Genomic DNA, 25037 nt, shown 5'->3' on the forward strand with positions numbered 1-25037 from the left:
CGTCGTTTTACTTCGTTGGCTTACGTTGTCTTGGGTTGGCAGAACGAGCGCGCCTTGTCGGTCCACGCGCCGAAGCCGCTGGAGACGAGATGCGCGACGATGTGGCAGACGTAACGCTTCTGCGCCGGTTGATTGTTGGGGCCGGCGTTGTAGCGGGCGACCGCCATGGTCCAGCTTCCCTCGCGTTGCTTCAGCTCCTTGAGGAAGCGCGCGGCGTAGTCGACGTTCCTGGCCGGATCGAACATCGCGCGCACCGAGGTGAACTTGTCGCCGTGAAAATAGTGGTTGATCTGCATGCAGCCGAGATCGATCAGCTTGATGCCCCTGGCTCGCATCGCTTCGAAATTCGCCATTGCATCATCCATGTCCTTGGCGAACACGGTCTGCCCTTCAGCACCGAGCGCGTAGGGATAGAGCGCGCCGCGCCGGCCGGTCTCGGTGAGACCGACGGCATAAAGAATGCCGAGCGGAATTCCATGCTGCTGCGAGGCGCGCGCCATCTCGCGCTCGCAGGGGCGCGCAGTGTCGGTCGCCGCCGCCTCGGCAGCGCCGGTGCTACAGATAAACAGGGCCGCGGCGAGTCTGCGGCGCCACGTCCTGGTCATGGCGTGCCTCCTGGTTGGGCTGCTGATCCTGCCGGGCTTGCCTGGCTCCGCCGTCCGACTGACCGGACGAGGTGCCCGCGCCGCTGAACGCGCCTTGCGACTGGGATGATTGCTGTTGCTGGCTCGCGAGCTGCGGCTGCGACTGCGGCTGGCCGGATCCGGCCTGGAATCCATCGAGCGAGCCGTGCTGTACGGGTGCGACGTCAGCCACGTAGCCCGCCGACTGCATCAGGTCGCGAATCTGGTCGCGCTGCTGATCCAGCATCGTGCTGGTGTCCTTGCGTTGGGCGGCGAGCTGAACCGACACCTCGGTGCCGACGAGGCGAAGGCGCACGGTGACGTTGCCGAGATCCGGCGGCTCGAGATTGACGGTGAGGATCTTGACCGGCTGATCCGGCGCATTGCTCTGCGCGCCGACAAGATCGGCCGCGGCGGACGCAGTCGGCGCGGGCGAGCTCTTCAGGTCCGACACCACGGCGTTCGCGACCTGCTGGCTCGCGCTGAACTGCTGCACGGGAGGCAGATGCGTCTCCTGCTGGACCACCGTGACCTTGGTCGTTTCGGGCAACGCGTCGCGGCCCGCGGACTTTGCAGCGCGCTCGACATTCGCTGTGACCGCTTCGAACCCGGATGTGGCGGCGGGCATGGCTTTCGGTTGAACGTCGCTGTCATCCGGCATCGCCTGAAGGGGCGCCGCGGCCGGCTGTGGGCGCGGCCCGGAGACATCGGCCGTGGAGCGCGGCGCAACGGTCGACGGCGCGGCGGCGGATCGCGCGACATCTGCCGTCACAGCCTTTGCGTCGGTGATGCCCTGAACGTCGCGTTTCGCTGTGGCGGGGCGTTCGTCGCGGGCCGAGGTGTCCTTCTTGTCGTTCGACGGTTGCGGCGTCTGCATCGTCACGGCCTGCGCGGCGGCGAGCTCCTGCCCCACGATGGTCGGAACGCTCAATCTGCTCGGCACGTCCGCCTCTGCCGTTTGATCGACCGGGTCTTTCTTGGTCGACGATTTGGGCTCTTCGGTGCGCTCGTGCACCGGCTCGTCCTTCGGTGTGTCGGGCTCGGTCAGTTGAACCAGGCGTGGGCGTACCGGAGCGGCCTTTGCGCTGGCGTCGCTCCCCTGATCGTCCAACGCCCGCTTGGCCATGTTCGAGACGGTGTGAAGCAGATCGTGAAACGATGAATCGTCCGCCGTTTTCGCCCCCGTCGTCGCAGTACCCTTCGCCGAGCGCGACACCCCTCGCGTAAGACTTTCGGCGAGGCCTGCGAACAACTGTCCGGACGTTCCGCTAAGCTTGGTCATGGACGGCGATCCTTGGTGAGAAGCTCCAGTTCGCCGAGCTGCGTCTGTGCGCGCGCGAGCATTGCGTTCGACGACGCCAGATCGATCCGGGCCGGCGTGGGCGGCGGCTTGTCGGCCGACATGACGGCAGTCGGACCCGCAATCGGCTTGCGGACGTCGAGCGCGAGCTGGAGGGTTGCATTGAGAAGAAGGACGTCGCGCTCCGCCAACTTCGCCCGGTCGAGCGCCTTCAGCTCGGCAAGGCCGCCATCATATTCGTCAGTGAGCGCGCGGGAAGCGCCGCGGTAGAAATGCGCACGCTCACGATCGGACGTGGCATCGGCGCTGAGCGTCAGCGCCCGTTCGCCTGCGAGCCGGGTCACGACGAGCTTGCCGCGAACCAACGCGCCGCGCGCGATCACCAGATAGAGCTTGAGGCGGCTGGCGCGGTCGATCTGTTCCAGCAGCGCCGCGACCCGCGCAAAGCGGCGATCATCCAGCGCAAGACTCGATTGCGTCAGCCCGGTGGAGAAGCGTTGCCAGAAATCGCCAGCATAGACCGAGTTGCGGTAGTGGCGGATATAGGCCAGCGTCAGGAACTCGAACTTGTCGAAATCCTCCGCCTGCCCGACCAGCAGGATCTCGCGTCGCAGCGCCGCTTCTTCGACCAGCGTGCCCGGCAGCAGCAGGCGCGCGTCGTCGAGACGCTCGATCGCAAGCGATGCCTCGGAACGCGCGAACAGCGCCCCCTGGACCAGTGCGACCTGCCCACCCATGCCGGACGAGAGCGTGCGCGGCTTGACGTCCTTGAGCAGGTCCTTCGCCTCGTCCTGCCGACCTTCGACATAAGCAAGCGCGCCGTCGAACAACCGCGAATCCACGTTGATCTTGTCGCGCGGTAGCTTGCGGACGATCTGTGGGGCGCCGCCGCTGAGCAGATAGATCACGACCGCCTGGCCGTTCTGCGGATTGCTCCACACGCTCGCGTCGGCGGCGAGAAATTTTTCGCCGATCTGCCGGATCAACGCGATGTGGCTGGCATGCGCCGCGGTGTCGCCATTGGCGATGCCGTCCTGCACCGCCTGCAGCGTGCGGACGAGCTCGAACGGCTCCCCGGACGGAGCCGTCGGTTCGGCAGATGCGCGTGTCGCCGCGAGCGACAGCACGATCAGCAGCCCGGCGCGGAGCAGCGGCCTGATCAAGGGCGCTTCTCCCGGATCAGGATCTCGATACGCCGGTTTTGCGCGGCGGCCGGATCGTTCGGAAGCTTTGGCCGGCGGTCGGCATAGCCTTCGACATGCTCGATCCGCTGCGCATCGATGCCGGAGCGAACCAGCATGTAGTAAGCCATCTGCGCGCGCGCGGTGGACAGCCGCCAATTGTCGTAGTTGTCCGACTTGTAGGGCCGGTTATCGGTATGACCGCGGACGATGATCATGCCGCGGCGCTTCGCGATCAGAGGTCCGATCTTGTCGATGACGCGAACGAGCTCGGGCCGCGGCTCGGCCGACCCGACCGCGAACATGCCGAAGCTCGCATCGTCGGTCAGGCTGACCAGCAGCCCCTCCTCGACCTGGCGGACCTCGGCCACCGGCCCGGCGCCGGCCTTGATATCCGACAGGGCATCGGCGATCGCAGATTGAAGCTGCTTGACGGTCGGCTGCTGGGTCTGGGCCGCGTCACGCGGCTCGGATTCCTTCGGAGCGTCGGTGAGACGTGCCTGCGGCGCGGCGTTGGCCTGAAGGTTGGCCTGCGTGTTCGGCTGAACGTTAGCGTCACGCACAGACGATGATGGCGCCGGTCCCGGCGGCAACAACGGCGACTGGCTCGCGGTCGACGCCTGCGCATCGGGGGCCACGCTGCCACCGGCGTCATCGGTTTTGCCACGGCGCGGCTCGCCCTGATTTGTGCCGGCCGAATTGTCGCGCGCGGACGCATTCGGCTTCGGCTCGCCCTCCATGATCCGATCCGCTTCCTTCGCGGCCTCGGGCGCAAGCTTCCAATAGCCGGGATCGAACGGATCGCGATAGGCGTCGCCGCCCTTGAGGCCATCTTCTTCCGCGGAAGTCGTCGCACCGGCGCGTCGCTGGCCCGAGGCCTGGTTCGAGCTGGCCGCGATTTCGGCGAGCGTTGCATAGGGATCGCGGAACAGAACCTTCTCTTCGTAGAACGGCGGCTTTTCGGCCGTCGGCGAGTCGCCGCGGCGCTCCTCGTTCGGCCCGGACGGCTGGCGCTTGCCATCCTGTCCCTCGAACGTCGTCGGCTCCTTCTTGGTGAGGTCCTTCAGTCCCTTCGGCGCGGGTGCGTTTTCCGCGAGCTTGATCGGGTTGAAGTAGCTCGCAACGACCTGCTTCTGGTCCTGGTTGAGCGCATTGAGCAGCCACATCACCAGGAAGAACGCCATCATCGCGGTCATGAAGTCCGCATAGGCGATCTTCCAAACGCCGCCGTGCGCCTTCTCGTCCTCGAAAGCGCTCCGCCGGCGGATAATGACGAGCTCGTGCTTGACCTCTTCCATGGTGAAACTACCGGCGTGCCTCTTTCAGCCGATCCATCCACGTCGAGATCTGCGTCTCGATCGTGGTCTGATCGGCGAGGACGCGAACCTCGACGGTGTCGGCGGACTGGTATTCGACGCCGGAGCGGCCGGCCAGATTGAGCTGCGTCCTGACGAGATCGATGAGCTCGCTCGGTCCAGTGACGCGGAATGCCGGCACCGGGGAATTCGAGGTCAGCGCCGAGATCTGCTCGACCAGGGATCCGATCGCCTTGTCGCGGACCGCATCGGCGAGGAACGGCAGCAATATCCGCGCGACCGAGCTCGCAATGTTGCTTTCGATCTCGCGGCAGGCGGCGTCAAAACCGTTGACGATCGCGACCGCCTGCTGGTCGGACCATTTGGCCCGCTCCTCGCCGAGCCGGATCGCGCTGCGAACGCGCTCTTCGGCGAGCTTGGCTTCGCCTTCCGCAAGACCCGCAGTATGGCCGCGTCGATAGGCGTCTTCGAGCAGATTGACCGGCGCGGCTTCCGGTGCGGGCGCCGGAGGCGGCTGAAGTTGAGGCTGCGCCTGCGGCTGACGCTGCGCTTGAGGCTGCGGCTGCGCTTGCGGCTCGCGCCGAAGCTCCTTTCTCGTCAGGACATCCTGGATCTTCGGCGGCGGCGGTGGCGGTGGCGACTTGGCCCGGCCATTCGCATCGAATTGCGTCAGGAGTTTTCCGATTGCCGCGTTCATGCCGCCTCCTCGCGTCGCATCCAGTCTTTAAGGATTGCTGCCGCCTGCATCTGATCGAGGCGAACGATCTGCTCCAGCCGCTTCTGCGGCGTTCGCTGCATCTTGCCTTCGAGGTCCTCGACGAGGTTGAGCTCGGGATCCTGGCTGTCGGCCAATGCGAGGGCCGTGGCGGCCTCGAGCTCGGCGGCCTCGGCCGCCTCGGTCTGTTCCTGCGCGGCGCGATGGGTCAGGATGCCGTTGACCGCGGGCCGTAGCCCGAACCAGACCAGCATCGAGGCGACGGCCAGGATCGTCACCGCATTGATGACGCTGCCGAGCTGCTTGTTCATCATCTCGACGAAGCTGATCGGCGGCACCGGCGCGAGCTCGCGCGAGCCTTCCACGAAGTCGACCGCAGTCACCTGGATCTGGTCGCCGCGCGCCTTGTCCAGTCCGCCTGCGGTCGCTGCGAGCTGGCTGATCTCGGCGAGCTTGCTGTCGACGATGGCCTGGTTGGTCTTGTCGCCGAGATCGGCGACGAGCCGCGCGCGATTGACCAGGACGGCGATGAAGAGTTTCTTGACCGAGTAACCGTCGCTGACCGTCGTCGTGGTCTTGGACGAGACCTCGAAATTGGTGACGTCCTCGCGCCGCGTCTTGTCCTCGCTGGAGTTCTTGGTGCCGCCGGCGTTGACCTGCTGGTCCGGAAGGTTCTGCTGGACGGTCGTCGGCGTCGAGCGATCCGCGTTCGACGACTTTTCATTTTCGCGGACATTGCGGACCGAACGCTCGGCCCGGGTCTCGGGATCGTAGACCGTCTCGTTGATCTGGCGCTTGTCGGTGGAGAGCTGGGGCGCGACGCTGACCTCGAAATTGTCCAGGCCGAGATAGGGCGTCAGCGCCTTGCGGATGTTTTCCTGCACCATTCCGCCGACCGTCTTCTGCAGGCTCGCCATCTTGGTCGGCGCGGCGCTGGCCTCATCCTCTTCGGCCAGCAGCATCGAGCCGTCGGCGTCGAGCACGGTGACCTTATCGCGCGTCATGCCGGGAATGGCAGCCGCGACGAGGTGGCGGATCGACTGCGCCGTGCGCGCCTCGATCGCACCGTCGGTGCGCAGCACAACCGATGCGGAGGGCGGCTGCTGCGTCGCGCGGAACGAGCCGCGCACCGGCATCACGATGTGCACCCGCGCCGCCTTGACGCCCTTCATCAGCTGAACGGTGCGCGCGATCTCACCCTCGAGCGCGCGGAGCTTCGTGACCTCCTGCATGAAGGAGGTCAGCCCAAGCGACCCGATCTTGTCGAACAGCTCGTAGCCGGCATTGGCGCTGGTCGGCAGCCCCTTCTCCGCCAGCAGCATTCGCGCTTGTGCGGTCTGACTCGGCCGCACCGAGACGGTATCGCCGGCGGCGTTGATATCGAAGGCAATGTTCTGCTCGCGCAGCGCGGCGCCGATACGCGTCACGTCTTCACGGGTCAGGCCGGTGTAGAGGGATTCGAATTCCGGCCGGCTCAGATAATAAGCACCCCCGACCACGGTGACGAGGACGGCGAAGCCGATCAGTCCCAAGGCCATCAGACGTCGCGGCCCAAGTTCCAGCAGATTGTTGAGCAGCTGCTGTAGCTGCGCGCGACTGAGCATATGACCTCGTACCAATGCGAACGGTGAGGACACTCCGCTGTCAACCTTGTCTGAAGGTTGCGCGCAAACGCGAATGTGTCGCTTCGCAGGCGAGGCGTTGCAATTTTACAAGAACTTTGGGCGACGCAGGCAGGTCAATGGCACGGACGGACGATCGAACGCGTGACCGCGTGATCGGCTGCAGCCTATGGCATCAGGTCTGGGCGTCGGGGGCGACTACGGGCACATCATGTGCCGTCACTTCCGCCACTCACGGCGGGGACCGTGCTCCCGTGGGAGCACGGTCGTGTTCGAAGCGCGAGCTTACTTGAACAGCGAGAGGATGCTCTGGCTGTTCTGGTTGGCGATCGAGAGCGCCTGAACGCCGAGCTGTTGCTGGGTCTGGAGCGCCTGGAGGCGGGTGGATTCCGCGTTCATGTCGGCGTCGACGAGCTGACCGACACCGCGCGTCACCGAGTCCATCAGGGTCTTGACGAAGTCGGTGTTGGTGGCGATGCGGTTCTTGACGGCACCGAGGTCGGCGGCAGCTGAAGCCACGGAATTGAGCGCAGTGGTGACCGCAGTGATGTAGCTGCTGAGTGTGGCCTGGTCGGTCGCCGCGTCGGTCAGCGAGGTGATATCGATCGTGTCGATCGACGCGCCGCCGCTCACCGTGTCCAGGATGCCGGTGGTGGACGTGCTGTAGAGCGAGTATTTGGAGATCGTCAGGGTGATGGAGCCGATCGTCGGCGTACCACTGACGCGGGAGAACGACGACACCAGGTCGAAGGTCGCCGGCGTTGCCGTCGTCACGCTCAGCCAGTTCACGCCGTTGAAGGTTGCCGCATCGGCGGTGCCCTTCATCTGTTGCTGGATCTGGGTGATGTCGGCCTGGATCTTGGTGCGGTCGATACCGGCCGTCTTGGCTTCGACCAGCAGCGCCTGCAGCTTGGTCAGGCCGCCAGTGCTGTCGCCGACGACCGCGGTCAGAGCGGTATATTCGGTATCGACAGTCGCGGCCGACAGACCGAGCGAATCGGAGACGGCGGAGAGCGCGGCATTGTCGGCGCGCATCGAGGTCGCGATCGACCAGTAGGCGGCGTTGTCCGAAGCCGTGGCCACGCGCTGGCCGGTCGAGATGCGGTTTTCGGTGGTCTGGAGGCTGGAGCTGACGTTGCGCAGCGTCTGCAGCGCGGTCATTGCCGCGGAGTTGGTGAGCAGGCTAGAACTCATGTTCGACGTCCCCTTGAAAACGATTTGAAATTTTTGGGACATACCGGGCTTGCACCGGTACGGCAGAACGGCATCATGCCTTTGAGCTGCGAAAAAGCACGCTCAACCTGTCGTAACGGCGGCGATAGCACGCGAAGTTTGCGCGAGGCTTGTGGCTCTGTGACCGGACCGCAATCCGAGGCGCGAAATCGCACCTTTGACGCGCGAACGACGCACGCCAAAATGAAAGGGGCCGCGCTTCTCGCGAAGCGCGGCCCCCTCAGATGGTTTTCAGGCTTAACGGAACAGCGAGAGGATGCTCTGGCTGTTCTGGTTGGCGATCGAGAGCGCCTGAACGCCGAGCTGCTGCTGGGTCTGCAGCGCCTGGAGGCGGGTGGATTCCGCATTCATGTCGGCATCGACGAGCTGGCCGACACCGCGATTCACCGAGTCCATCAAGGTCTTGACGAAGTCAGTGTTGGTCGAGATGCGGTTCTTGACGGCGCCGAGGTCCGCGGCGGCCGAAGCCACCGAGTTGATCGCAGCAGTCACCTGCGTGATGTAGGCGCTGAGCGTGGCCTGGTCGGTCGCCGCGTCGGTCAGCGAGGTGATGTCGATCGTGTTGACCGACGCACCGCCGCTCACCGTATCCAGGATGCCGGTGGTGGACGTGCTGTAGAGCGAGTACTTGTTGATCGTCAGGGTGATGGAGCCGATGGTCGGCGTGCCACCAACGCGGGAGAACGACGACACGAGGTCGAAGGTCGCCGGCGTTGCCGTCGTCACGCTGAGCCAGTTCACACCGTTGAAGGTTGCCGCATCGGCGGTGCCCTTCATCTGCTGCTGGATCTGGGTGATGTCGGCCTGGATCTTTGTGCGGTCGATACCGGCGGTCTTGGCTTCGACCAGCAGCGCCTGCAGCTTGGTCAGGCCGCCGGTGCTGTCGCCGACAACCGCGGTCAGAGCGGTATATTCGGTGTCGACGGTCGCGGCCGACAGACCGAGCGAGTCGGAGACGGCGGAGAGTGCGGCGTTGTCGGCGCGCATCGAGGTCGCGATCGACCAGTAGGCGGCGTTGTCCGAAGCCGTGGCCACGCGCTGACCGGTGGAGATGCGGTTTTCGGTGGTCTGGAGGTTGGAGCTGACGTTGCGGAGGGTCTGCAGCGCCGTCATTGCTGCGGAGTTGGTAAGAAGGCTTGAACCCATTTTGATGTCCCTTTGAAGATTGAGTTGTTTGGGGACATACCGGACTTGCACCGGTACGACAGGGCGGCGTCATGCCTTTGGGCTGCGGAAAAGCGGTTAGGCCCAACCTGTCGTAGCGGCGACCGTAACGCTCGAAGCTTGTGTGGGGCTTGTGGCTCTGTGTCGTAGCTGCAACAGGGCAGCCGAAATTTCAGCGCGCACGGAAGGTCACGCCAAACGAAAAGGCCGCGCTTCGCGAGAAGCGCGGCCCTCTCCCAGATGGTTTCAGGCTTAGCGGAACAGCGAGAGGATGCTCTGGCTGCTGCCGTTGGCGATCGAGAGCGCCTGAACGCCGAGCTGCTGCTGGACCTGCAGAGCCGACAAACGGGTGGACTCCTGGTTCATGTCAGCGTCGACGAGCTGGCCGATACCGCGATCAACCGAGTCCATCAGCGACTTCACGAAGTCCGTGTTGGTCGAGATACGGTTCTTGACGGCACCGAGGTTGGCGGCGGCGGAGGCCACCGAGTTGATCGCAGCGGTGACCTTCGCGATGTAGGTATCGAGCGTGGCCTGGTCAGTTGCCGCGTCGGTCAGCGTGGAGATGTCGATCGTGTTGACCGACGCACCGCCGCTCACCGTGTCCAGGATGCCGGTGGTGGACGTGCTATAGAGCGCATAGGTGGCAGTCGTCAGCGCGATGGAGCCCGTGGTCGGCGTGCCGCCGACGCGGGAGTACGACGACACCAGGTCAACCGTTGCCGGCGTGGAGGAGGTCGCGCTCAGCCAGTTCACGCCGTTGAAGGTCGCCGCATCGGCGGTACCCTTCATCTGCTGCTGAATCTGGGTGACGTCCGCCTGGATCTTCGTGCGATCGATACCGGCCGTCTTGGCTTCGACCAGCAGCGACTGCAGCTTGGTCAGGCCGCCGGTGCTGTCGCCGACAACCGAGGTCAGAGCGGTATATTCGGTGTCGACGGTCGCGGCCGACAGACCGAGCGAGTCGGAGACCGCGGAGAGCGCGGCGTTATCGGCGCGCATCGAGGTGGCGATCGACCAGTAGGCAGCGTTGTCCGAAGCGGTCGAGACGCGCTGACCGGTGGAGATGCGGGTCTGCGTGGTGGCGAGTTGGGAGCTCACAGACCGCAGGGTCTGGAGGGCGGTCATAGCGGTCGAGTTCGTAAGCAGGCTTGACATTGCGAATGTCCCTTTGATGTACGCGTTACATTTTCACGAGGGGACATACCGGGCTTTCACCGGTACGGAGGGGCGGCATCATGCCTTTGGACTGATGTGGGTGGGGTCCAACCCGCCGTGCCGCATTGCTAGCACGTCGAATCTTGCTTCCGAATTAAGACGGACTTGAATTCTGTAGCAAAATCATATGGTTAACATTACGCTTTGCTAACCTTAACCAATCGTTGGGGCGATGATCGCTCTTACGAGAACGATCGCACCAGTCCGGAGGCGAGCAAGTTCCAGCCGTCGATCAGCACGAAGAACAGCACCTTGAACGGCAGCGCGAGGATCGACGGCGGCATCATCATCATGCCCATCGACATGGTCAGCGTCGCCACGATCATGTCGATGACCAGGAATGGCAGGATGATGAGGAAGCCGATTTCGAACGAACGCCGGAGCTCGGAGATCATGAACGCTGGAATGATGACGCGCATGTCGATGCGTTTGTCGTCGAACTTCTTGCGGAAGCTTTCCGCGGCGAGCGATTCGAACGTCTGCAGGTCCTTGTCGCGGACGTGGGCCAGCATGAATTCGCGGAAGGGATCGCTGATCTTCAGATAAGCCTCCTCCTCCGAGATCTCGTTCTTCATCAGCGGCTGCACGCCGGTTTCCCAGGCGCGATCGAAGGTCGGCGCCATGACGTAGAAGGTCATGAACATGGCAAGGCTGATCAGCACGAGATTCGGCGGCGTCGTCTGAAGGCCGAGGCCGGCGCGCAGGAACGAGAGCGCGACGGCGAAGCGCGTGAAGCTCGTCACCATGATGAGCAGCCCCGGTGCGACGGACAGCACCGTCAGCAGCGCCATGAGCTGGATGATGCGGCCGCTGGTCGAGCCGTTGCCCGGCGGCAGCAGCGAATTGAGGTCCGGGATCTGGGCGAACGCTACCTCGGGCAGCACGACCAGGAGCAACGCAAGCAGCAGGACTCTCAGTTTCACTGGATCACCAACGTCTCAATGATCAATTCACGGACTTTGCCGGACGAGCGGATGCTGGCGCGTTCCGACAGGTCGTCGCGCAGATGCTGGAGTCCGCGCGTGCCTTCGAACTGCGTGACCGAGGCGGACCGCAAGTAAGTGACGATGTCTTCGCTGATATGAGCGGCCAGAATGCCGGCATCCTCGTCGCTCATGCTGTCGGTCACCATGGAGGCTTCGACCCGGGCCCAATTGTTGGCCGGCGCCGCGAGATTGGTCACGATCGGAGACAGCTTCCTGAGCCGCGCGCTGCCGGCGTAGCTCGAGGCGATCGGCGGCGGCGTGGCGCCCTTCTTTGCGTCCGCGACGCGTTCGGCCGCCGCGAACAGGTGCAAGCCCGCGAGCGCGCCCGCGCCGATCGCGACCAGGGTCAGCACGAGGATGGCGGCAATCAGGCGCATGACGCCCCCTGCTCCCACGACGCGCGAGCCTCAGAACGGTGCCACGGCATCATAGATCCGGTGACCCCATCCAGGTTGCTGCACGTCAGACAGATTTCCGCGACCACCATAGGACACGCGCGCCTCGGCGATCTTCTCGTAGGAGATGGTGTTGGTTCGCGAAATATCGCGTGGGCGCACGATACCGCCGACGTTGAGCACGCGCATCTCCGTGTTGATACCGAACTCCTGCGACCCGCTGATCATCATATTTCCGTTCGGCAACACGTCGGTGACGACGGCGGCGATGGAAAGCTTGATGTCCTCGGAGCGGTCGATCTGGCCGTTGCCCTTGATCTGGGTATTGGTGTTGAGGTTGGCGTTGGTCTGGCCCTTATCCTGCCATCCTGCGACGTCCATCAGCCAGTTCAGCCCGAACTGGATCTGCGAGTCGCGCGAACGGTCGGTCTTGTTGTCGAGCTTGGCCTTGTCCTGCATCGAGATGATCACCGTCACGACGTCGCCGACGCGCCGGGCGCGGGGATCGCGGTAGAGGTCGGTGCCGTCATCCCAGGTCGAGCGATAGCTGACCGGCGTGCGCATGCGGGGCGTCACCGGGATCGGTTCGGCCGGCGTCCTCAGCCCGCTGCCCACGGGCGACAGTTTCGGCCCGGTCAGGATTTCTGCCGGATCATGGGAGCATCCGCCGAGAAGCACGAGCGACAGGAGGAGGATCGGCTTCTTCATTACTTGGTCTTCCCGTCATCCACGCGACGCATTCCACCGAGCAGGTCGGCGAGATGCGCTGCGCGCCCGGTCTCCATCTCGTTGAAAATCGCGCTCGAGCTCCTCGGGCTGAGCTTTGCGAGCACCGCCGCAGCCGTCTCGTCGGCCATGCCGGCGATCTGGGTCGCGGCAGCGTCCGGTTTCATGCGCGAATAGATCTCGACGACGCTCGCTTCCGCTTTCTTCAGGAAGTCGTCGCGCAGGGCCATCCACTTTTCGTATTCGGCGCGCTTGGCCTCGACTTCGGCGATCCGCTCCCGCAGCAGGCTCTCGGCCTTCTCCAGCTCTTTCAGCTGCCAGGCGAGCCTGGCGTCGACGGCGGGGTCGGCCACGTTGCTGCAGAACAGCGCAACTTCGTTGTCACCGGGCGCAGCAGCTTGAGCCGGCGCCGGCTTCGGCGGGGCCGTGATGCTGCCGGACTTCGCCGGGCGCGTCGGCACGGGTGCTGGTGCAGGCGCCGGCGGAGCAGCCGCCGCCGGAACCGCTCCCGTGATTGCAGGACCCGAATCCTCGGCCGCCCAGGCGGTTGCCTGTGAATTATCGCCCGGGACCGGCGTCGCCGCCACGTGCGGCCTCTGCGGACCGGGCGCGCGAGCGCGTGCGAAGGAAAGCAGATTGAGCGGCTTCGACGGCTTCGGCTCATCCAGCGCCAGCGCGGGCGACGTGCCTGCGAGCGCGAACATCGCGGCCAGGAGAAGAAGTTGCGCTATGTGATCCAGCTTCAGCATCGGCTCGCGTGCGATTCTCGGTCGAGACCTGAGCATTGAGCGACCAAGCTTGCACGACGCTTATGCATCATTGCACGATGACTTCAGCCTGCAGCGCGCCGGCCGTCTTGATCGCCTGGAGGATCGCGATGATGCCGGACGGCTTCAGTCCGATCTGGTTCAGCCCGCGCACGAGGCGCTGCAGGTCGACACCGCTCAGGATCGCCACCTGCGATCCGGCCTCGTTGGCCTCGACCACGGTCTGCGGCACCACGACCGTCTGGCCTTGCGAGAACGGCGCCGGCTGCGACACCACGGGCAGCTCGGTGACACGGACCGTCAAATTGCCGTGGGTGACGGCGACGGTGGAGATCCGCACGTCGCGTCCGATCACCACCGTGCCGGTGCGTTCGTTGATCACGACCCGCGCCGGCGTGTCCGGTTCGACAGTGAGCTCCCCGATCTCGGCGAGGAAGCGCACCGGGCCGACATAGCGCGGCTTGGACAGCACGATCGTCCGGTAGTCGCGCTCGAAGGCGATCTGGGCGCGATAGCGGCCGCCGGCATAGCGATTGACGGCGTCCAGGATCCGCGTCGCGGTGACGAAGTCGGGGTTCTTCAGCTCCAGCACCAGGTACTCCATCTCGTGGAGGCTTCCCTGGACCTCGCGCTCGACCAGCGCGCCGTTCGGAATGCGGCCCGCCGTCGGCGTGCCCTGGCTGACATTCTGGGCCTGGCCCCCGACGCTGTAGCCGGCGACCGTGACCGCGCCTTGCGCCACTGCGTAGACCGCTCCGTCGGCCGCGCGCAGCGACGTCATCACCAGCGTGCCGCCGAGCAGCGACGTCGCATCGCCGAGCGAGGACACCGTCACGTCCATCCGTTCGCCGGCGCCGATCGACGGCAGCAGGTCGGCGGTCACCATCACGGCGGCAACGTTGCGCGTGCGCAGCGTCGTCGGCCGCGACGAGTTGTTCGTGCTGGTGGTCTCGTTCCGGACATTGATGCCCATATTTTCGAGCATCGACTGCAGCGATTGTTCCGTAAACGGCGCGTTGCGCAGGGTGTCGCCGGTGCCGTTGAGGCCGATAACGAGGCCATAGCCCACGATCTGGTTTTCGCGCAGACCCTTGATGTCCGCGATGTCCTTGATGCGGACGGCGGCCTGGGCGCTGGCGGCGGAAACGATGAGGAGAAGCGCGATCAGGAATCTGGTCATGACCCGTCCGCGACCTTGACGGTGCCGTCCGGCTGGACGATGGCCCGGATCATCACGCCCGTGTCGGTGTTCCGCACGGTGATCAGAGATCCCGGCGCACCTGATTGCATCGCCGCGCCGTAGGTCACGATCGACAGACCGGAGTCTTCGACCACGACCTTGACCATGGCGCCACGGGCGATGGTCCAGGGATCCTCCACCGAATTGGTGGGGATCGGTTGGCCCGGCAGCAGCGCCCGCCGCGCCATGCGGCCGACGAGCACCTGACGCCCTTCGATGAACATGGCGACGCCGAGCACGTTCGGCGCAAAGCTACGGTCGGTGATCATGTCTTCCCTGATCAGCTCGCCGGCGCGGATCGCTACGGCCGGCACCGGAAGCCGCTTCTCGTCTGCGGCGGCGAGCCGCGCGGAGACGAGAACCAGCAGCGCGGCGGCCAACCCGCGCGCGATCAGGCCCACCCTGTTCAACATGGACACACCGGAACTAGCGACTGAGATTCTTCGATACCGTCTGCGCCATCTCATCCGACGCCTGGATGACCTTGGCGTTCATCTCATAGGCGCGCTGCGCCGAGATCAACTCGGTGATTTCCTTGACCGGATCGACGTTCGAGGCCTCGAGATATTGCTGGTTGATCTTGCCGTAGCCGGCATCGCCGGGGAGACCAACGACCGGCGCTCCCGATGCGGTGGTCTCGCGATAGAGATTGCTGCCCAGCGGCTCGAGGCCTGCCTCGTTGGCAAAGTTTGCGAGGTTGAGCTGGCCGATCTGCCGCGGATTGACTTCCGTATCGAGCTTGGCGAACACTTGGCCGGTCTGGTTGACGGTGACCTGCACCGTTCCCTGCGGCACCGTGATGTTGGGATCCAGCAGGTAGCCGTCCATCGTCACCAACTGGCCGGTGGCGTTGGTGTTGAACGAACCCGCGCGGGTGTACTGCACCTCGTTGTTCGGGCCGAGCACCTGAAACCAGCCGCGTCCGTTGATCGCGAGGTCATAAGGGTTGCCGGTCTGCGTCAGCGCGCCCTGGATGTGCAGCTTGCGGATTGCGGCCGACTTGACGCCGAGGCCGAGATTGGCACCTTCCGGGATCGGCGAAGCGCCGTTGACGTTCGCGACACCCTGCATGCGATCCATCTGGTAGAACAGATCGGTGAACTCCGCACGTGCGCGCTTGAACGACGTGGTGTTGATGTTGGCGATGTTGTTCGCGATGACTTCGATATTGGTCTGCTGGGCATTCATGCCCGTAGCCGCGATGGCGAGCGATTTCACAGCGTCATTCCTTCAGATCAAATCGACATACGAACGACTTCTTGGTAGGCCTGCACGACCTTGTCGCGGACCGCGACCGCGGTCTGCAGAGCCTGTTCGGCCGACATCAGCGCCTCGACGACTTTCCGCGTCGATTCCTTGCCCTGCATCGCCGAGATCGACGCACTCTCGCCGGCCTTCAGCGTGCCGATCGCGTCCGTCGTCACCTGCTTCATGACGGAATCGAACCCGACGTCGTCGCCCGCCTGAACCGGTGACGTCGCACCGGGCGCAATGGTCTGCGTTTCGGTGATCCGGGATGCAACCGCCTGCCCTGCGCCGATCGCAGTGGATGAAATCGCTTCTAGCATTGTCAGCTCCTCAGAAGGTCGATGCTCATGCCGAGCATCGATCTCACCTGCTTCACGACCTGGAGATTGGCTTCGTAGGACCGGTTGACTTCCCGCATATCCGCCATCTCGATCATCATGTTGACGTTGGGCATCTTGACGTAACCGGCCTTGTCGGCCGCGGGATGTCCCGGATCGTACTCGACGCGATAGGGCGTGGTGTCGACCCCGATCTCCTTGACCTTCGCCAGCTGCGTGCCCGAAGCACGATCCATCGCGGCGTCGAATGTAATCGTCTTGCGCTGATACGGGTCGGCACCGGCGGTGCGCCCCGTCGAGCTGGCATTCGCGAGATTTTCCGAGACAACCCGCATGCGCGTCGACTGCGCTTCGAGCCCGGAGCTTGCGACCGTCAATGAAGCCGATAGGGCGTCCAGCATATCAATTCACCTCAGGTCTTCGCGCTGGCCAGAACCATGCGGTTGAAGGACCGCACGATCGCCGAGTTCATCGAATAGTCGCGATTGACGTCGTTGCCCTTGATCATCTCCTGCTCGAGGCTGACCGAGTTGCCGGAGTGGACGACGTCCCAGCTATCTTTCTTCGCGGTTGCCCGCGTATCGGTTTCGGCCGGGGAAAGCTGCATATGTGAGGGCGACGTCGTCGCAAGCCTGACCGGCATCGCGTCGAGCACCTTGTTGAATGGCTCGACGTCGCGCGCCTTGAAGCCCGGCGTATTGGCGTTGGCGACGTTGGTGGCGATGGTCGACTGGCGGAGTTCGAGGTAACGCGCCTGCGACGATGCGAGTTCGAAAAGATAAAGTGGTCCCACGACGGCCCCATTATGATTCATTGGAAAGAACCCTAGGGCGTTAAGCTTTCGTCAAGCTGTTGGGCGAAGCACCATCCTCGTAAATCTACTGAACCTTCTCGGGTCGCGGCGTCTGCTTCGACTGCAGGAAGTAGATGATCTCGGCAACCGGGCGGAAGAATTCCGCAGGGATGACCTGGTCGACCTGCACCGCCTCGTAGAGCGCGCGCGCGAGAGCCTTGTTCTCGATCACCGGGATCCTGTTCTGCTCGGCGGTCTCGCGGATCTTCAGCGCAATCACGTCCATGCCCTTGGCCACGACCAGCGGCGCCGGGTTCTCGTCGCGATTGTAGCGCAATGCGATCGCAAAGTGTGTCGGGTTCGCAATCACCAGCGTCGCACGCGGCACGGCGGCGATCATACGCTGGCGCGAGCGGTCGCGCGCGAGCGAGCGCAGGCGCGCCTTGATCAGCGGATCTCCCTCGGACTGCTTGTGCTCGTCCTTGATTTCCTGCTTGGTCATGCGCAGCTCGCGCCGCCAGCGAAAGCGCGCCCAGGCGAGATCGATCGCAACCAGAACGATCGTCGCGATGCAGATCGCCGACACGATCCGCATCGCGATGGTGAGGATCATCTCCGGCAACGCGACGGGATCGGTGTACATCGCCTCGAACGCCCTCGCCTCCGACGATCGCAGCACGAAGCAGACGACCGCGGTCACCGAGGCGAGCTTGAACATCGACTTGGCGAACTCGACGAGACCCTGTGTTCCGAAAATGCGGCTCCAGCCGGTGGCCGGGGAGATCCGGGAGACGTCGGGCAGGATGCGCTGCAGCACCAGCCGCGGCGCATTCTGCAGCAGCGAGGCGGCGAGCCCGAACACCGCGATGATCACGACCAGCGGCACCAGGAATCGCAGCGCCTCGAGGCCCACCACCGTCAGAAGATTCAATGCGTCGGCCGCAGTGCTGAGCGGGAAGCCGTCGGGTTCGTCGATGAAGCTCTTCAAGGTCGGCGTCAGCCGCTGCACGCCCTGGCCGATCAGGAACGCCTGAATCACCATCAGCGCGGCCATGGTCGCAAACATGGATGCCTCCCGAGAGACCGGAATATTGCCCTGTTCGAGCGCATCGCGGACTTTCTTCTCGGTCGGCTCTTCTGTTTTGCTCTCCTGATCGGATGACTCTGCCATGCCTGCTCAGCGGTCAGCGGAAGACCAGCTCATCCTCCTGGTCGGGATTGAGCTCGATCTCACCCTTCTCGGCGAGGTCGAGGGCGAGGTCGGTGATGACGCGGCGCGCCTCCAGCACATCGCGCTGGTTCGACGGCTCGCCGATGGCCAGCTCGTGCTCGACGACGCGGCGGACACGCGAGGCGACAGCAGACAGGATCAACTCGCGGAAGTGTTTGTCGGTGCCCTTCAGCGCGACGACGATACGGTCGGTCGGCACCTGGTCGAAGATCATGGTGCGCGCCTTCGGCGCCAGGTTGATGACGTCGTCGAAGGTGAACAGAAGCTCCTTCAGCACTTCGGCCGACTTCGGCCGCTTCTCCGACAGGCTCTTCAGCATGTCCTCGATGTGGCCGCGCTCCATCTTGTTGATGATGTCGGCGACGCGGGCGTAGGTGTCGGCACCGAGATTGCGGGCGAAATTGAGCGTCAGATCTTCGTGCAGCGTCTTCTCGAGGACCTTCAGCGCGTCGTCGACGATCGGCTTGAGGCTGAGCACGCGCCGCATCAGTTCGTTGCGCAGGCTCGACGGCAACTGGCTCATCACCTTGGCGGCGCAGGACGGCTTGACCTTGGACAGGATCAGCGCCGCGGTCTGCGGATGTTCCTTGGAGAGGTAGGTCGCCAGCGAGTTTTCCGACACCGACGAGACGCGGTCCCATACCGACCGGCTCGAATTGCCGAGCAGGTCCGACATGATCGCCGTGACCTGGTCGGCGGGAAGCACGTCGCCGAGCACGGCCTCGAGGCCGCCGAGGGTGCCGAGAATGTTCGCGCCCATCGAGAATTGCTGGGCGAACTCCTCGACGATCGACTCGAGTTCCTGCGCCGTGATCGGCCGCAGCTCAGCCGCGGCCTTGGTGACGATGCGGATGTCCTGCGGCTCGAACTGCGCGAGCACGCTCGCAGCCGCCTGCCGGCCCATGGCCAGCAGGAGCGCCGCGACCTTTTCCGTTCCGCCCAGCGTGGCAACGCCTCGCTGCTTGATGGGAGCGATGCCGACCTGTGCCGCCATGTTCAGGAATCACTCTGCCCCAGCGGGCCGACGATCTCGGTCAGCGACACACCGAAGCGTGAATTGTCCTCTTCGACGACGACCACCTCGCCGCGGGCGACGACGCGGCCGTTGACCACGACGTCGACGGGCTCGCCAACGCGGTGATCCAGCGGCACGACGGCGCCGCGGCCGAGCTTCATCAGGTTCGCCACCGGGATGGTCGCCGATCCCAGCACCACCTGCATGGTGACGGGAATGCGCAGGATGGCATCGACATTGGCGAACTTGCCGGTCTCCTCCGCGGTGCGCGCGGCGATCTCCGCCAGCCGCTCCAGCGGGGTCGTCTCGGCATCATCGGATGCGGTTGCTGACTCGTAGTCGAAGGATTGCGCCATTTGGTATCGCCTCTTGGTATTTCCGCTCCCGGAGCGCCGCGACGTTCCGATCTATCCGTTCAGCCGGTCCCGGCCCTAATGCTTGTTGACCTCGGTGCCGCCTGCGGTCGCAGCGGGCTGGAGCCCGGTCCGCGCATCGAGCGCCGCAATCGCCTCGTGAGCCTGGTCGATCTTCGTGCTCAGCACGTTGGCGAGCCGGCCGAGATTTGCCGTGGAATCATGCGCCGCGGTGATCACCGTATCGAAGGCGCCTGCGGTCTCGTGCACGATGGTCGAGAACTCGCCCTGGTAGTTGCGCAGCCGCGCCAGCTCGCGGTGCATCCGGGTCACCCGCATGCTGGTGAAGGCGAGCGCAATCAGCAGAACGGCATCAACGAGATAGGATATCATCGACGAACTCCCGCTTCTGATCGACGGGATCTGCCACCTGCATGGCGTAGTAGCCATCAAGCTGGCCGATCTGGCACCAGAACAGCACCTGGTTGTTGCTCTCGAGCCGCGCCAGCGTGCGCGGCGTGGCCTCGAGCTCGAGCACCTGTCCGACCTTGAATTTCACGACGTCCTCGAGAGATATCATCTTCTCGTCGAGCACTGCGCTCAGCGTCACCTCGGTGCGATGAACCTCGCTCTCCATCTGCTCGCGCCAGCGTGGATCGGCCGCGCCGCCTTCGCTTACGACGACGTGAGCGAGCTTCTGCCTGAGCGGGTTGAGCGCCGAGTGTGGAATGATCAGGAACATCTGACCGCCGCGATAGAGCGCCTGCAGCATGATGTTCGCGCAGATCGACATGTTGCCGCCACGCCCGATCGCCAGCGAGGCCATCGCGGTCTCGACCCGCTCGACGCGGAAGGTGACGTTGGAGGTGCCGGCGAAGGCGGTTTGCAGCGCCTTGGCGAACCGCTCGAACAGCGCCTGGACCAGGCGGATCTCGATGTTCGAGAAGGTGCGTTCGACGTCCAGCGGCGGCTCGGCGCCGTCGGAACCGAACATCGCCTCGACCATGGTGAAGACGAAATCGCGGTCCAGCACGATGATGACGCGGGAGTCCCACTGCTCGGCATAGAGCACGGCGGCTACCGCGTTGCCCTCATAGTCCTTGATGATATCGCCGACGCGATCGTTGGTGATGCCGTTGACCGAGAAGTAGCAGGGCGTTCCTGCCATCGGCTGCAGGCTGTCCGTGCACGATGCTGCCATGCGATCGAAGATCACATTGAGCATCGGCATGCGCTCGATCGAGATGCCGGCCGCGTCCAGCAAATAGTTCGGCAGCTGCTTCCGCTGATCGATCTCGACGTCTTCCATCGTCATGCGCGCGCCGCCTTGGGTTCAGCCTCGGTCACGACGGCCTTGGGACCTGCGATCGTCTCGTTCTCGACGACATCGATCGACGGCCGCTCACCGCTCGCAATCATCTTGCGGCCGTGCTCGACGGCGATCTGCGGCATGGCGCCGTTCATGAACGCCAGCAGCGTCTGCTTGACGATGATGTAGGGCCGGCACTTCTTTTCGCGCGTCATTTTGATCTTCAGCGCGAACGGCGAAATGATGCCGTAGGACAGGAAGATGCCGGCGAATGTGCCGACCAGCGCCGCGCCGATGAAGCCGCCGAGCAGCTTCGGCGACTGATCGAGCGCGCCCATTGCCTTGATGACGCCGAGCACGGCGGCGACGATACCGAGTGCGGGCAGCGCCTCCGACACCGTCACCAGCGCGTGGTAGGGCGTCAGCTTGCTCTTTACGATGGTGTGGATTTCCTCATCCATCAGCGCTTCGATCTCGTGCGTGCGCGCGTTGCCCATGATGATGAGGCGGACATAGTCGCAGATGAACTGGAGCAGCGCCGGATCCCCGAGCACGCTCGGAAACGCCTTGAAGATCTCCGAGGACGAGGGATCGTCGATATGCGCCTCGACCTCGTTGCGGCCCTTGCCGCGCAGCTCGCGCATCAGCGCATGAAGCGCCCCGAGCAGATCGAGATAATAGCGCTCACCCGGCACGGCGCCGGTGATGGCCTGCATGCAGGCAACCCCGGTGTCCGTGACCGTCTTCCACGGATTGGCCACGATGAAGGTGCCGACCGCGGTCCCCATGATGATCACGAATTCCCACGGCTGCATGAGCACGGCCAGATGCCCGCCCATAGCGGCAAATCCGCCGAGCAGTGCCGCCACCGTGATGAAAATCCCCACGAAACTGAGCAACCCGCCACTCCATCGCCGATCCCATCGGGAATATCTAGTCGGCCACGCTTGCGCGAAGCTGGTTTCGGCATGGCCAGCCCCGCGCAAGCAATGCACGGCAGCTTGAGACGATGTCGCAATAGCGGCCAAAGGGGCGCGTGCCATGCTATCCACGATCGCGGACTACACCAGGCTGACCACGGACATGAGCAAGTCGCTGACTCAGGTCGAGCAGCAACCCGACGTCAGCCGCGATACCGCCTACTACCTGGCCAATATCGGCAACGTGAAGAGCATCGACGATTTCCTCAATAACTATAAGCTCTACTCGTACGCGATGAAGGCCTTTGGCCTCGACGACATGATCTACGCCAAGGCCTTCATGCGGAAAGTGCTGACCGAGGGCGTCGCGACCTCGGACACCTTCGCCAACAAGCTGAGCGACAGCCGCTACCGGGACTTCGCCACCGCCTTCAATTTCGCGGCGCTCGGCGCCAATGCGACCCAGGCTACCGCGGCCACGACCAACGTGACCAGCCAGTACGCGACCCAGACGTTGGAGGAAGACGCCGGCGACCAGAATGAGGGTCTGCGGCTCGCGCTCTATTTCACGCGCAAGGCCTCCTCGATCACCAGCCCCTACCAGATCCTCGCCGACAAGGCCCTGACCCAGGTGGTGCAGACCGCAGAGGGCTGGTCGTCGACAATTTCTTCGTCCGACATCGACATGCAGGCCAAGATGATCACGGACAAGATCGATCTGACCGATTTCCAGGACCCGACCAAGGTCACGAAATTCGTGCAGCGCTTCGCCGCAATGTGGGACGCGACCCAGGCCCAGAGCGACACCTCGACCAACCCCGCGCTGGTCCTGATCACCGGCGCGTCGACGACGTCGGCCGGCCTGGATACCGACATGCTCACGACGCTTCAGAACATCAGGTTCAACAGGTAAGCCATGCAATCGGCTCTTTATGTGGGATTGTCGGCGCAGGTCGCGCTCGAAAAGCGCCTCCAGACGATCGCCAACAACGTCGCCAACGTCAACACGTCCGGCTTTCGCACCGATGTGGTGAAATTCGAGACCGTGCTGTCCAAGGCCGCCGCGAACCCGGTCGCGTTCTCCTCGCCCGGCGAGAACATCATCTCGCGCGAGGCCGGCAACATCACCGAGACCGGCAACCCGCTCGACGTCGCGGTGGTCGGACAGGGCTGGATCGCTTTCGCCGGCCCCAACGGCACGGTCTATACCCGCGACGGCCGGCTCCAGATCGCCGCCAACGGCGACCTTCAGACGGTGTCGGGCTTCCCCGTCATCGATTCCGGCGGTGCGCAGATCTCGCTCGACCCGAACGGCGGACCGGTCTCGATCTCGCGCAGCGGCGCGGTCACCCAGGATAACAACGAGATCGGTACCATCGGCCTGTTCAGCATTCCGGCCGATGCCGATCTCGACCGCTACGGCAATTCCGGCGTCACGCCTGACCGTCCTGCGACCGCCATCGCCGATTTCAGCCGGGACGGCTTCAAGCAGGGCTATGTCGAGGGCTCCAGCGCTAACCCGATGATGGAATTGACAAAGCTGATGTCGGCTTCGCGCGCTTTCGACAGCACCAATTCGCTGATCGAGGGCACCGAGAGCACGCTCAGCAACGCAATCCGGACGCTGGGCGATACGAGTAAGTAGGCTGCGCGTCGCGCGTAATTTGGGTGGACGGTTTCCTTGAACGCTCTTCGTCAACTTGAGTGGGCGCTGCTCGAACTCCAGCAGAGTACGCCGCTGGCAAGCATCAGCGGCGCGATCTCCGAGATCGCGCCGACGCATTTCCGCGTCTCCGGCCTGTCGCGCGCCGTCAAGCTCGGCGAACTGATCGGCGTCAATTCCGGCGGCAAGCCCCAGATCGGCGAGGTGGTGCGGATCGACAGCGAAGGCATCATCGCAAAACCGTTCGACCGGCAATTCGCCGGCGGGCTCGGCTCAGTCGCCTATCGCATGCCGGCATTGTCGTTCGCGCCGGATCCGAGCTGGAAAGGCCGCGTCATCAACGCACTCGGCGCCCCGCTGGACGGAATGGGCCCGCTCACCCCGGGATCGCGCGCGGTCTCGGCGGAGACGGAAGCGCCGCCGGCGATGAAGCGAGCGCGCGTACACAAGCCGCTGCGCACCGGCGTCCGCGTCATCGATCTATTTGCGCCGATCTGCGCCGGCCAGCGCGTCGGCATCTTTGCCGGCTCCGGCGTCGGCAAATCGACGTTGCTCGCAATGCTCGCCCGCAGCCAGGGCTTTGACACCGTCGTGCTGGCGCTGGTCGGCGAGCGCGGCCGCGAAGTGCGCGAATTCATCGAGGACGTGCTCGGGACCGACCGGCACCGCTCCATCACCATCGTATCAACGGGTGATGAAAGCCCGATGATGCGGCGACTGGCGCCGAAAACGGCAATGGCGGTCGCCGAATATTTCCGCGACCGCGGCGAATCGGTGCTGCTCGTGGTCGATTCGATCACCCGCTTCGCCCACGCCGCCCGCGAGGTCGCGCTTGCAGCCGGCGAGCCCGCGGTGGCACGCGGCTATGCCCCGACGGTGTTCACCGATCTGCCGCGCCTGCTGGAGCGCGCCGGGCCCGGCGAGGAGGGCTCCGGGACCATCACCGGCATCTTCTCCGTGCTGGTCGACGGCGACGACCACAACGAGCCGATCGCCGACACCATCCGCAGCACACTGGACGGGCACATCGTGCTCTCCAGGCACATTGCCGACCAAGCGCGCTATCCCGCCGTGGACGTGCTGGCCTCGGTCTCCCGCCTCGCCCACAACGTCTGGGACCCGGAGGAGCGCGAATTGGTGAGCAAATTGCGCACCCTGATCGCCAAATACGAGGATACCCGCGACCTTCGCCTGATGGGCGGATACCAGTCGGGACGCGATTCGGGGCTCGACCAGGCCGTCGACATGGTCCCGCGAATCTACAACGCCATGCGACAAGACGCCTCTGCTCCGCCGAGCGCCGATCCGTTCCGCGAGCTCAGGGACATGCTCAAGGGCGACTAGCGGCGCAAGCTGCCGGCCCGCCGCGCCACCCGCGACCGCGTACCCTGCCCTCGGTGCGCGCATGTCGTGGCACAAACTGCATAGGCGTTTGTTCGCCAGCAATATTCGCCGCGCGAATCTCAACCATTTGGATGAGACGGTCAGCATGGTCGTGGAAAACGACACGCGGATGATGCTTAGGGTGTAACATCACAACAACCGCCACGTGCAATCCCCGCAAGTTCCCCTGATGCCGTCCTGGCTAGACCAGAAGCAGATCGCGGAAGTTGTGGATGATTTTCATGTTGCGCGGCGCCTACGGTGCACAAGCTTCGATCATCTTGCTTCAACGACGGAC

28 protein-coding genes are annotated in these 25037 nt (G+C 64.4%); 3 read left to right on the forward strand and 25 right to left on the reverse strand.

The window, feature by feature from the left end:
• Positions 1 to 20: 20 nt before the first annotated feature.
• The 25 genes from NLM31_RS34225 to motA all read right to left on the reverse strand — a co-directional run bounded on the left by NLM31_RS34225 (position 21) and on the right by motA (position 21672).
• Complete coding sequence (locus NLM31_RS34225) at positions 21 to 605, reverse strand: transglycosylase SLT domain-containing protein (protein WP_254195125.1); 585 nt, start codon at positions 603 to 605, stop codon at positions 21 to 23.
• Positions 556 to 1905, reverse strand: a complete 1350-nt coding sequence (locus NLM31_RS34230) for a flagellar hook-length control protein FliK (protein ID WP_254195126.1) — start codon at positions 1903 to 1905, stop codon at positions 556 to 558. Before NLM31_RS34230 ends, NLM31_RS34225 begins: the two co-directional genes overlap by 50 nt.
• Positions 1902 to 3086, reverse strand: a complete 1185-nt coding sequence (locus NLM31_RS34235) for a chemotaxis protein (protein WP_254195127.1) — start codon at positions 3084 to 3086, stop codon at positions 1902 to 1904. Before NLM31_RS34235 ends, NLM31_RS34230 begins: the two co-directional genes overlap by 4 nt.
• Positions 3083 to 4402, reverse strand: coding sequence for a MotB family protein (locus tag NLM31_RS34240; RefSeq protein ID WP_254195128.1), 1320 nt, complete (start codon positions 4400 to 4402; stop codon positions 3083 to 3085). Before NLM31_RS34240 ends, NLM31_RS34235 begins: the two co-directional genes overlap by 4 nt.
• A gap of 7 nt (positions 4403 to 4409) precedes the next feature.
• Complete coding sequence (locus tag NLM31_RS34245) at positions 4410 to 5117, reverse strand: hypothetical protein (protein WP_254195129.1); 708 nt, start codon at positions 5115 to 5117, stop codon at positions 4410 to 4412.
• Positions 5114 to 6739 carry a flagellar basal-body MS-ring/collar protein FliF gene (gene fliF, locus NLM31_RS34250; protein WP_254195130.1) on the reverse strand — a complete coding sequence of 542 codons (1626 nt, stop codon included), beginning with the start codon at positions 6737 to 6739 and terminating at the stop codon, positions 5114 to 5116. Before fliF ends, NLM31_RS34245 begins: the two co-directional genes overlap by 4 nt.
• Before the next feature lie 303 nt (positions 6740 to 7042).
• The gene (locus tag NLM31_RS34255; protein ID WP_254133680.1) at positions 7043 to 7951 is read right to left on the reverse strand and encodes a flagellin; all 909 of its coding nucleotides are present in this window, start codon (positions 7949 to 7951) and stop codon (positions 7043 to 7045) included.
• A 276-nt stretch (positions 7952 to 8227) separates the two neighbouring features.
• The gene (locus tag NLM31_RS34260; RefSeq protein WP_254133681.1) at positions 8228 to 9136 is read right to left on the reverse strand and encodes a flagellin; all 909 of its coding nucleotides are present in this window, start codon (positions 9134 to 9136) and stop codon (positions 8228 to 8230) included.
• 270 nt (positions 9137 to 9406) lie between these two features.
• Positions 9407 to 10312, reverse strand: a complete 906-nt coding sequence (locus NLM31_RS34265; RefSeq protein ID WP_254133682.1) for a flagellin — start codon at positions 10310 to 10312, stop codon at positions 9407 to 9409.
• Positions 10313 to 10554: 242 nt separating this feature from the next.
• Positions 10555 to 11295, reverse strand: a complete 741-nt coding sequence (gene fliP, locus NLM31_RS34270; RefSeq protein ID WP_254133683.1) for a flagellar type III secretion system pore protein FliP — start codon at positions 11293 to 11295, stop codon at positions 10555 to 10557.
• Positions 11292 to 11735 (reverse strand): flagellar basal body-associated FliL family protein, encoded by a 444-nt coding sequence (locus tag NLM31_RS34275; RefSeq protein ID WP_148772957.1) that lies wholly within the window; start codon positions 11733 to 11735, stop codon positions 11292 to 11294. The genes fliP and NLM31_RS34275 overlap by 4 nt, the downstream gene beginning before the upstream one ends.
• Before the next feature lie 30 nt (positions 11736 to 11765).
• Complete coding sequence (gene flgH / locus NLM31_RS34280; protein ID WP_254133684.1) at positions 11766 to 12461, reverse strand: flagellar basal body L-ring protein FlgH; 696 nt, start codon at positions 12459 to 12461, stop codon at positions 11766 to 11768.
• Positions 12461 to 13228: a MotE family protein gene (locus tag NLM31_RS34285; RefSeq protein ID WP_254133685.1), complete on the reverse strand. Its 768-nt coding sequence runs from the start codon at positions 13226 to 13228 to the stop codon at positions 12461 to 12463. The genes flgH and NLM31_RS34285 overlap by 1 nt, the downstream gene beginning before the upstream one ends.
• Positions 13229 to 13295: 67 nt before the next feature.
• On the reverse strand, positions 13296 to 14426 hold the full coding sequence (gene flgI, locus NLM31_RS34290) for a flagellar basal body P-ring protein FlgI (RefSeq protein ID WP_254133686.1): 1131 nt from the start codon (positions 14424 to 14426) through the stop codon (positions 13296 to 13298).
• A complete protein-coding gene (flgA, locus tag NLM31_RS34295; RefSeq protein ID WP_254195131.1) occupies positions 14423 to 14899 on the reverse strand; it encodes a flagellar basal body P-ring formation chaperone FlgA in 477 nt (158 codons plus the stop codon). Before flgA ends, flgI begins: the two co-directional genes overlap by 4 nt.
• A gap of 13 nt (positions 14900 to 14912) precedes the next feature.
• A complete protein-coding gene (gene flgG / locus NLM31_RS34300; protein ID WP_254133688.1) occupies positions 14913 to 15704 on the reverse strand; it encodes a flagellar basal-body rod protein FlgG in 792 nt (263 codons plus the stop codon).
• Positions 15705 to 15721: 17 nt separating this feature from the next.
• The gene (locus NLM31_RS34305) at positions 15722 to 16054 is read right to left on the reverse strand and encodes a flagellar hook-basal body complex protein FliE (RefSeq protein WP_254133689.1); all 333 of its coding nucleotides are present in this window, start codon (positions 16052 to 16054) and stop codon (positions 15722 to 15724) included.
• A 2-nt stretch (positions 16055 to 16056) separates the two neighbouring features.
• Positions 16057 to 16473 carry a flagellar basal body rod protein FlgC gene (gene flgC / locus NLM31_RS34310; RefSeq protein ID WP_254133690.1) on the reverse strand — a complete coding sequence of 139 codons (417 nt, stop codon included), beginning with the start codon at positions 16471 to 16473 and terminating at the stop codon, positions 16057 to 16059.
• A gap of 11 nt (positions 16474 to 16484) precedes the next feature.
• Positions 16485 to 16886 carry a flagellar basal body rod protein FlgB gene (gene flgB / locus NLM31_RS34315; RefSeq protein ID WP_254195132.1) on the reverse strand — a complete coding sequence of 134 codons (402 nt, stop codon included), beginning with the start codon at positions 16884 to 16886 and terminating at the stop codon, positions 16485 to 16487.
• A gap of 64 nt (positions 16887 to 16950) precedes the next feature.
• Positions 16951 to 18036 (reverse strand): flagellar biosynthesis protein FlhB, encoded by a 1086-nt coding sequence (gene flhB / locus NLM31_RS34320; protein WP_254195133.1) that lies wholly within the window; start codon positions 18034 to 18036, stop codon positions 16951 to 16953.
• A gap of 13 nt (positions 18037 to 18049) precedes the next feature.
• Entirely contained in the window at positions 18050 to 19090 is a 1041-nt protein-coding gene (locus NLM31_RS34325; protein WP_254133693.1) for a flagellar motor switch protein FliG, read from the reverse strand.
• A gap of 2 nt (positions 19091 to 19092) precedes the next feature.
• Entirely contained in the window at positions 19093 to 19467 is a 375-nt protein-coding gene (gene fliN, locus NLM31_RS34330; protein ID WP_254133694.1) for a flagellar motor switch protein FliN, read from the reverse strand.
• Positions 19468 to 19542: 75 nt separating this feature from the next.
• Complete coding sequence (locus NLM31_RS34335; RefSeq protein ID WP_254195134.1) at positions 19543 to 19857, reverse strand: hypothetical protein; 315 nt, start codon at positions 19855 to 19857, stop codon at positions 19543 to 19545.
• Positions 19838 to 20779 (reverse strand): flagellar motor switch protein FliM, encoded by a 942-nt coding sequence (locus NLM31_RS34340; RefSeq protein ID WP_254133696.1) that lies wholly within the window; start codon positions 20777 to 20779, stop codon positions 19838 to 19840. Before NLM31_RS34340 ends, NLM31_RS34335 begins: the two co-directional genes overlap by 20 nt.
• Positions 20776 to 21672, reverse strand: coding sequence for a flagellar motor stator protein MotA (gene motA, locus NLM31_RS34345; RefSeq protein WP_254133697.1), 897 nt, complete (start codon positions 21670 to 21672; stop codon positions 20776 to 20778). Before motA ends, NLM31_RS34340 begins: the two co-directional genes overlap by 4 nt.
• Positions 21673 to 21814: 142 nt before the next feature.
• Between motA and NLM31_RS34350 the strand changes: the two genes are divergently transcribed.
• Genes NLM31_RS34350 through fliI form a run of 3 tightly spaced genes read left to right on the forward strand, consistent with a single transcriptional unit; the run spans position 21815 to position 24700 of the window.
• Positions 21815 to 22606 carry a DUF1217 domain-containing protein gene (locus NLM31_RS34350; protein WP_254133698.1) on the forward strand — a complete coding sequence of 264 codons (792 nt, stop codon included), beginning with the start codon at positions 21815 to 21817 and terminating at the stop codon, positions 22604 to 22606.
• A gap of 3 nt (positions 22607 to 22609) precedes the next feature.
• Positions 22610 to 23338, forward strand: a complete 729-nt coding sequence (gene flgF, locus NLM31_RS34355) for a flagellar basal-body rod protein FlgF (RefSeq protein ID WP_254195135.1) — start codon at positions 22610 to 22612, stop codon at positions 23336 to 23338.
• A 36-nt stretch (positions 23339 to 23374) separates the two neighbouring features.
• Positions 23375 to 24700, forward strand: a complete 1326-nt coding sequence (gene fliI, locus NLM31_RS34360) for a flagellar protein export ATPase FliI (protein WP_254195136.1) — start codon at positions 23375 to 23377, stop codon at positions 24698 to 24700.
• Positions 24701 to 25037: the final 337 nt, after the last annotated feature.

Origin of the sequence: Bradyrhizobium sp. CCGUVB4N (assembly GCF_024199945.1) — a bacterium.
Classification (GTDB): Bacteria; Pseudomonadota; Alphaproteobacteria; order Rhizobiales; family Xanthobacteraceae; genus Bradyrhizobium.